This is a genomic window from Pseudoalteromonas sp. S8-8 (genome assembly GCF_000497875.1).
Lineage (GTDB): Bacteria > Pseudomonadota > Gammaproteobacteria > Enterobacterales > Alteromonadaceae > Pseudoalteromonas > Pseudoalteromonas arctica.
Window position 1 is genome coordinate 1 of record NZ_AUTR01000078.1, and the last position, 8,231, is coordinate 8,231.

Sequence of the window (8,231 nt, forward strand, 5' to 3'; positions counted from 1 at the left end):
CCCTGTTAACATTAGCCAAGTGACTGCGTTTGATTTGGGTGACAATACGTTATCCGCAAGTACACTCGCTCAGCTTGAACTTGAATACCTTTATGATGATGGTTCGCCCGTTGATGGTATTGACTATATTGTTATCGATAATGAGGGCATTGAACATACCGGCTCACTGGCAAACGGTGTAGCCACCTTGGCTAATTTACCGCAAGGTAAAAGTGATGTTTTGCTGCGTGCAACCACTCAAGCTGATGAGCAACAACTCATCCAACTGCGTAACGACTTTAAACAACATCTCACCTCCATGCTTGATGAAATAAGCAAACAAGCAGCTATTGGCGATGCTATTTTTGAGCAAGAAGACTTTTTCACCCAATGGATGATTGAAACCGGTGCACGCGCAACGGGCCTGTATCAAGGCGCAAAATCCCTTGTAACGGGTATCGCTGATTTAATCGTATTAGGGATTGATGTAAATATCAGTGTGTATTCTGCCTGCTTTAGAATGATTGACGCTATTGCCAGTGGTGATAAACACGCGGTTAAGCACGAACTTGAAACAATTTTAGCCTTTAGCCAAAAAACAACCAGTGCATTATCAGATGCCTTTGAATTATTACTCGCCTTAATGGACGATGAAGATACCCGCAATACACTCGCGCGCTTTCCGTATGACTATATTGAAGCCCATTCGTACGTAGATAAACAACGTATAACCGGTGTAATGGCCTTTGAAATATTATTAGCGATATTAACAGGCGGGGTGGGTGTTGCCGCTTCTGCAGCGAGTAAATCAAAACACCTTGCCAGCGCCAATCGCGCACTGGTTGATATGGCCGATATACTTAAACGCAAACAGCTAAATAAAACCATCTCGCACACAGTATCGCCTGAGCAACCTAAATTAATTGAGCGCATTGACAAGCCCGATGCGGCATTACAACCAGGTCGAAAGTATGCTCTCAGCTTTGTAAATGCAAAACCAATTGAGCTAAATACTAAAGGGCAGTTTAGGGATATAAATGGCTTATTAAGAACAAATGCAGGACCAAACGCTCCTGAGTTTAAAAAATGGCTCGAAAATGGGGGAACGGTTCGATACGATGAACTCACTGATACCATTATATATGGTAAGCCAAATATGGAAACATCCTCATTGGGCCAAGTCGATATTGAAATACCCTATATATCAGGCCCACCTGATGGAAGTCGATATCCTGATTTTAATGAATACTCAATAGCGAATGTAAAAATCGAAAATATGACAGGTGTTAAAGAAAGGTATATTGAATTACCTGAAGTTGGCGACTTTTCAAAGGCATGGGAGCAGTTGTCAAACCAAAAAGGTGACCAGTATTTGACAGAAAAGTTTGGAATAAAAAGACGAATTAAAGGGGACCGAGTTGGGCAATGGCCGGATAAATCTCCATTAGATTTCACATGGCATCATCATGGAGATCAATCATCTATGTTATTAATTGATCAAGAGATACATGATATTTTTACACATAAAGGTGGGGCATCTGCTTCACGATAGAAGGGCTATTTATAATGAGCTTAATTATGACGCTATCAGATAAAAATCTTTCAGCTGAAGATATAAAAAATGCTGAGGAAGAACTCAGCCTCAAGCTACCAGAACCCTATAAATTTTTTCTATTGCAAAACAATGGAGGGGTTCCAGAAAAATGTGCTATCGACTTTCAAGCAAAAAAACTAAGACTCCAAGGTGATGATATTAAATTTTTTTTTAGTATCGGTGGAAGAGTAACAAATGATATTAAATATAAAAATAAGCCAATGAATAATTTATTACCACAAGGCTTGATTTATATTGCTAATACGCATTCTAGTAATTTTATTATACTCTCAACCAGAGAAGATTCTTATGGGCAAATATTTTATAAAGATCATGAGTTTGAAGATCAAACTCCTTTTGACCCAATAAATAATAAGTTACCTGAAAGCATCGTAAAAATTGCTGATGATTTCGATGAGTTTATTGCCAAGCTTTACGATCCAGATGAGTAGCTCTTTCTACCCGAATTAACTACTTCAGGATATACCGCTCTTTAACAACATGGATGTTGTTAGGCTAGGTGCTGCACTCTTTTAAAGATTAGCGCCCTAGCCTTTCAAATAATGACTGCTTTTTATAGTTAACGCCCTCATTTTCTTCTCATTCTTTTCTCTTTGTGCAACATGGCTTTAAGTGAATTATTCACAAAGAGGTTAAGAGGCGCTGCGCTTAAAGAGTAAAAGTGCTATTAAATAGTCAGTTTACTGTTCAATATGGGGAAGATACGCGCGAGTATGAACCTCAAGATAACACGACACCGAACCCGCTTTATGGGCAAATAACCCCCGCCTCTGCCATACAAATGAGCAGAGCTGGGCAAGCAGCAACACTTGATGAAGCAAGCAACATAGCCAGCCAAGCGGGTGATTGGTTATGGGGAGCACTGCAAGGCGACTTTAATAAAGACCCTACAACGGCGCAGATTGTGGTAGGCAGTATTATTTCAATGATACCGGTTATTGACCAAGTCATGGACGTGCGAGATATTTTAGCCAATGTAATGCTGCTGACTGATGACGATAAAGCCAACGACAATGATGGCTGGATTGCCTTTACGCTCACCGCGATAGGTTTAGTGCCTGTGCTCGGCTCCGCGGTAAAAGGTGTTGGTAAAGTGGTGATTAAAAACAGCGGCGACACAATAGAAGCCGCAATTGCAGTGTTACGCAAGTTGGGCAAAGGCGACCCCGTTCAGTATTTACGTAAAATAAACTGGCAAGACCTAGGCAAACAAGCAGCCAGCGAAGTAAAAGCCTTTATAAAAGGCCTGCGCGATACACTTCACGAAATATCAACAAGTTGGCAATACGACCTACTACTGCCACAACTAGCCATAGACGGCATGCAAGCCACGATTAAACAGCTTGATGAAATAGCGCCCAAAATAGACCAAGGCGTTAAAGGCGCAGCCAGTGAGATTGGCAATCGCGTAAACAAAGCCCTCGATGAATTCGAACCGCCGAAAAGCACCGGTATTGTGGGTAAACCTAAAAAGACCGTTGCGAATGAGTTAGATGCGCCGAAAGGAAATGATTTAAAGGGGGCCGCAGTGAAAAATAGAAAATTTGGTCCTGTGGAAGGTGAAACAGAACCAAGCTGGGGTAAACTACTAAGAAAATATGGCGCAGGAGAACCACCTGAAAGTATGCAGAACCCGCATGCCCATCATTCTATATTTAAAAAAGGGCGGGGTAAAAAAATGATTGAATATCTTGACGAAAGTAAAGATATTGTAGAAAGGTATGATATAGACTGGTACAAAGGGCCTGAAAACTTAGGATGGGCGCCGAACAAAAACCATAGTACAAAAGCAGCAAAAGCTGTCAGAGATTACTTAGTTAAAGTTGAGCAAAACAGCCCATCAAAAGAGTCAATAATTAAAGCCTTACAAGAAATCAAAAAGCATTTTGCAAACGATACTATACATACACTTTATTAAAGAGAGAAATTCATGGATATGCCTTTACTTAGAAAAAAAATTGAATCGGCTATTAAAGATTGTTGCTTAGAACTAAAAGCAAATCATGGGCAGTCCAATTTTTATAGTTTCGCATTATATAGTGACTCTGAAGCAGCATCTGTAGCCCCTTCTGCAAATACTAAAGATTATCTAAATGAATTAATAAGTGATGATCCAAGTGATGCAACTTATTATAAGTGGAGCCCAGGAGAATGGCAGTTTGAAGGTGCAGGAGCAAAACATTTTAATGAAATATCTAAGGAACTATTTTTTCTAAGTAGTAAAGCCAATAGCAGTTCCGAAAAATCAAAACATAGAAACATTATCTTTAACTGTATTGTTGAGGCACTAATCAATGTTCATCAATCTGGATTTTTTAATTCATTTGCACAAAACCCAATAATAGTTTTTTCTGTAATTGGAAATGAGGATATAAAAGAAGAAGTACGTTGGATCTCAGAACTTAACAGCATAGAGGAGGCTGAAGAATTTGAAAGTTGGATTTATACTCTATAGCTAAAACAGTTTCTCTCTCAAAACTCTCTCAAAAGTAACGCTAAGGACAGCACATGCAACCCGACATAAAAAACATCCCGCAACACCTAGGTCAGTACCTTTATCAACAAATAAAAGAGCCATGGCATGAAGCTCTCCTTATTTTAGATTGCGAAAACAACAATATACTTGAATGCAAAGCTCACTTTATTAAACCTGATGACGAAACACAGCATGCAATTGCTGCATGTAGTGGTACACGGAAAACGATAGCATAATGAAAGATTTAAATTTAAAAAAAAGAGTTTCAATTACACATGATGAGTTAGATTCATTAGAAATGTTTTTTAATATTAACTTACCGATTAGCTACAGGGAGTTTATTTTAGAATTTAATGGTGGATGCCCAGATAAAATTACTATAAAAATTAACTCTGAAGAGCGCGTATTGGAAAGGTTTTTAATAGTTTCAGAAGATGAAAAGCTCGGTAATGAGTTTAAGCAATACGAAGTTAAAGTAGTAATTGCTCAGATTGAGGAAAGACTTACAGCAAACGAAGACTTGGTTGGGGCCGAGGTTTTACCTTTTGCTTATCTTTATGGCGGTGATTTTTTATGCCTAGACTTCAAGAGGGATACAACAAACCCTAAAGTAGTAATATGGGATCATAATGAATCGGATGAATTATCGCCTGTTTTTTACGAAGCTTTTAATAACTTCCAAGAATTCCTTGATACGATGTTTCTAAGCTAGCAAATATCCATAAACTTTATGCTTGATCAGTTAATTCAAAATTTATTTATAATACTAATGATAGTATATGCAACTCGATATAGAAAACACCCAGCAACACCTAGGTCAATACCTTTATCAGCAAATAAAAGAGCCGTGGCTTGAAGCTCAGCTTATTTTAGATTGCGAGAATAACAATGTACTTGAATGCAAAGCCAAATATATTACAACTTAGTGCGTCTACATTCAGCGAATAATATTCTATCGTCTGTAGAATTTGAAATTATCAAATTAGAGTATCCAGTTTAAGTTGGCCAGAACATTACCTAAATAAAAAAGCGAGAACTTATGGATAATTTAATTAAAGATTGGATATGCTTTTGCCAAGGTACACAAGAATTTGATAAATCCCATTTCACTTATATATTTCATGAGGAAGGAATAATTAATAATATTAATCAGATGACACAATTCCTTCCAGAACAAGAGAGTCTAACTCAAGTAATAGAGAACGTTTTATCAATTAAAGAAGTCAAAAGAAGTACTAGTATTAGCGATGAAGCAATCGTATCTCATGCCAAAAACTTTATATTGGAACAAGTTAGTTTATTAGAAAACTTGGATGATGAGCTACGAAGTGCAACAAATGATTTTGAAATTAAATTTGTAACGCCTACTGAGTTCGAGTCTCACATAGATGATGATATCCCGCATTATTGGCTTTTTGATGAGTTCGGAGACTTAATTAGAGACTCAAAAAGAAATGATAATGAAGTAACATTTGCGTTTTTTGAAGCCTTATTCGGGATCGATAATGACTATTATTTAAGTTGGTACATTGCTGCACCATTACTTGAAATTAATATAGATTTAAGTAGCTATTATGAACTGTGGAAAAACAATTGTCAGGTTTTATTGTTAGAAAATAAGCTGTTAATATTAAAGAATACATAAATAAATTGATGAGCAATGGCATGAAGCACTCCTCATTTTAGATTGCGAAAATAGCAATGTACTTGAATGCAAGGCCCACCTTATAAAAGCAGATGACGAAACACAGCATGCAATTGCTGTATCTGAAAACATAACAGCGTTGTTTAAAACGTTATTTGACCACGCCATTAAAAATGAAGTGGAAGATTGGCAGCGCGCTATTTTTACTATCACTCGTCAAGGCCAGTTTAACTTAAACTTTGAGCGCGATAATAATGATGAAGAAGTAATCGCCGCTGTTCCAACACGTTAAGTATTAATTTAACCCGTTTTTTAACAACATGGATGCTGGCTAGACGCTACAGCCTTAAAAGATTAGCGCCCTAGCCTTTGGCTGTATTTCAAATTGGGTCCCTCATTTACTTCTCATTATTTTCTCTTTGTGCAAACAATATTTTAAATGAATTATTCACAACGCGGGCTAGAGGCGCTGCGCTTAAAGAGTAAAAGTGCTATTAAATAGTCAGTTTACTATTCATGAAATATCAACAAGTTGGCGATACGACCTACTGCTGCCACAGCTTGCCATAGACGGCATGCAAGCCACGATTAAACAGCTTGATGAAATAGCGCCCAAAATAGACCAAGGCGTTAAAGGCGCAGCCAGTGAGATTGGCAATCGCGTAAACAAGGCTCTCGATGAATTCGAACCACCAAAAACAGCCATTACTGAAGCCAAGTACAACAAGGCCAGACTAGGAATGACTGGTGACGGCAAGCAAATGAGCGATGATTGGGTTACTGATAAACGCTTACAAAAAGCAGGACTAAGCAGGAAAGAACGAGCAAAAATTTTGAAAGCAATACGTACAAATGACGGCTCAGTTGAAAAGATACTAATTCGCAATAAACCTGACGGTAATTTATTAGTTAAAGAGCTAAATAAGCAAGGTAATATCATTGGGACACCCCAAGGATTTTAGGAGTAGAAATGTTAAGAGATAAATTAAAAAGCAAAGCTTACTTTGATGAACAAGTAGAATTTAGTATAGAAACTATCGAAGATTACTTAAATGATGTTAAACATAACAATGAGTTTTCTGCAGAAGTTAAAATGAAATTATCTTTTGGGTTGGTTGATTATGTAGTTCGTTTGCTTCAAGAACGCTACTCCCGCGGAGACAATTTAACTGAGCTTAAACCTCACTTACTTGAAGCACTTGAATACCGTCAATGGCAAAAAGACTATGCTGACGCCTTGCCTGCAAATGAACAAAAAGATCGCATTGGATGGGAGGAAATTCGCACTGACTATCTTGAAAACTGGCTCGACTGGCTCGCTTTTGCTTATTGTTTAGATATGGGTGATAGGTATTACGCGCAGGCTCTAAAATTAATCGCTAATCAAGGTCTTGATGTATTGTTCGACTCTATTGCATTGAAAATGGGAGACACTGAGCGAGCAGTTTCTAATGATTTATTATTCAAAAAACGATTTAAAAAGCTACACGATGTCATTGCAGCAGACCCTGAGCAACAACCTTCTTTAATGAAAGCATACCTCGATGCATGGTATAAACTGATAGATTCACCCGACTATCATTTGATGGATACGGATGCTTACATTGGGTATTGGAGCTGGGAAGCAGCTTTAGTCGTTAAACTTTATAATATTGACGACAGTAGCTTTATTGACCACCCGTATTACCCTAAAGATTTAGTTCATCTTAAAGGATGACATGGATGTTACGTGATAACCGTCAGGATGAAGGCTACTTTCAAACACTTACGAGTGACCTTGATGAAGCTCTAACTGAAACACAAGCCGCACTCGACGACGCTGTATTTACCTCCCCTACTCAGCGCGTTGATGTGGCTCAGAGATTGTTTCAACTAGCGATTATGCGAGCTGTAGCGCATTATTCTTATGGTGCCTCTATTGATGAACTACGCCCTTTTGTACTCGCTATTTTACCTTATCGTGAACAGCTCACCTTGGTAGCTAATAACATTCCACAACCCCATCAGCTTTACCGTGTTGATTTTGAGCAACTTGGAGGCGCTGGCGATGCGTGTGGCTCTGCGAATATAAATCGCTATATTTATACGCTTTGGTGGCTGTCGTTACTCGTTGCCTGCGACGCGCCCACTGAGCATATTAGTAAAACGCTTGATGTCATTGGTGAACAAGGTAAAGATGCATTATTTGATGCTATTGCCGTAAAGCTCGGTGATTCACAACGCCCTATGGCAAAGACCCTCTATTACCCTGATGTTTACCAGTGTTTGTTTGACGCCTTTAGTCTTGATAAAAATACGCAAGCACAGAAGCTAAACCAGTTTATATCGCAATGGTATGCCCAACTTGATGATGCCGACTGGCACGGCAACCATGAATGTGATTGTGAATTTGAATATACTGATTATTATATTGGGTACTGGTGTTTAGAGCATGCGTTAGTGGCAAACTTACTTGGTATAACCAAAGTACAGCTTACGCCACATCCAATGCTAGCCAATGATTTAATACGTAATAA

Annotated in this window: 10 protein-coding genes and 2 pseudogenes; all 12 read left to right on the forward strand. The window is 38.4% G+C overall.

The features are described from left to right. The coding region (locus L659_RS0122760; RefSeq protein ID WP_029769980.1) for an HNH endonuclease at window positions 1–1,531 on the forward strand (1,531 nt) is incomplete at its 5' end. Between the two features lie 26 nt (window positions 1,532–1,557). Beyond that, complete coding sequence (locus tag L659_RS0122765) at window positions 1,558–2,025, forward strand: SMI1/KNR4 family protein (RefSeq protein WP_196812481.1); 468 nt, start codon at window positions 1,558–1,560, stop codon at window positions 2,023–2,025. Between the two features lie 230 nt (window positions 2,026–2,255). Then, the gene (locus L659_RS1000000123860) at window positions 2,256–3,512 is read left to right on the forward strand and encodes an AHH domain-containing protein (protein ID WP_024592075.1); all 1,257 of its coding nucleotides are present in this window, start codon (window positions 2,256–2,258) and stop codon (window positions 3,510–3,512) included. 12 nt (window positions 3,513–3,524) lie between these two features. Continuing rightward, window positions 3,525–4,049 (forward strand): DUF4303 domain-containing protein, encoded by a 525-nt coding sequence (locus tag L659_RS0122775; protein ID WP_024592076.1) that lies wholly within the window; start codon window positions 3,525–3,527, stop codon window positions 4,047–4,049. A gap of 53 nt (window positions 4,050–4,102) precedes the next feature. Then, window positions 4,103–4,273 (forward strand): annotated as a pseudogene (locus L659_RS0122780) (DUF600 domain-containing protein); the annotation flags it as partial. A gap of 32 nt (window positions 4,274–4,305) precedes the next feature. Continuing rightward, entirely contained in the window at window positions 4,306–4,782 is a 477-nt protein-coding gene (locus L659_RS0122785; RefSeq protein ID WP_007587090.1) for an SMI1/KNR4 family protein, read from the forward strand. A 67-nt stretch (window positions 4,783–4,849) separates the two neighbouring features. After that, a pseudogene (locus L659_RS1000000123655) lies at window positions 4,850–4,987 on the forward strand (DUF600 domain-containing protein); the annotation flags it as partial. A 122-nt stretch (window positions 4,988–5,109) separates the two neighbouring features. Beyond that, on the forward strand, window positions 5,110–5,715 hold the full coding sequence (locus L659_RS0122795) for a hypothetical protein (protein ID WP_029769986.1): 606 nt from the start codon (window positions 5,110–5,112) through the stop codon (window positions 5,713–5,715). Window positions 5,716–5,719: 4 nt separating this feature from the next. Continuing rightward, window positions 5,720–6,007 (forward strand): immunity protein YezG family protein, encoded by a 288-nt coding sequence (locus L659_RS01000000123170; RefSeq protein WP_231388468.1) that lies wholly within the window; start codon window positions 5,720–5,722, stop codon window positions 6,005–6,007. 196 nt (window positions 6,008–6,203) lie between these two features. Then, entirely contained in the window at window positions 6,204–6,677 is a 474-nt protein-coding gene (locus L659_RS1000000124015) for a hypothetical protein (RefSeq protein ID WP_024592078.1), read from the forward strand. 8 nt (window positions 6,678–6,685) lie between these two features. Further along, window positions 6,686–7,432 carry a PoNe immunity protein domain-containing protein gene (locus L659_RS0122810; RefSeq protein WP_024592079.1) on the forward strand — a complete coding sequence of 249 codons (747 nt, stop codon included), beginning with the start codon at window positions 6,686–6,688 and terminating at the stop codon, window positions 7,430–7,432. Window positions 7,433–7,437: 5 nt separating this feature from the next. Further along, window positions 7,438–8,231, forward strand: a 794-nt coding sequence (locus L659_RS0122815) for a PoNe immunity protein domain-containing protein (RefSeq protein ID WP_024592080.1), incomplete at its 3' end; no start/stop codon positions are given.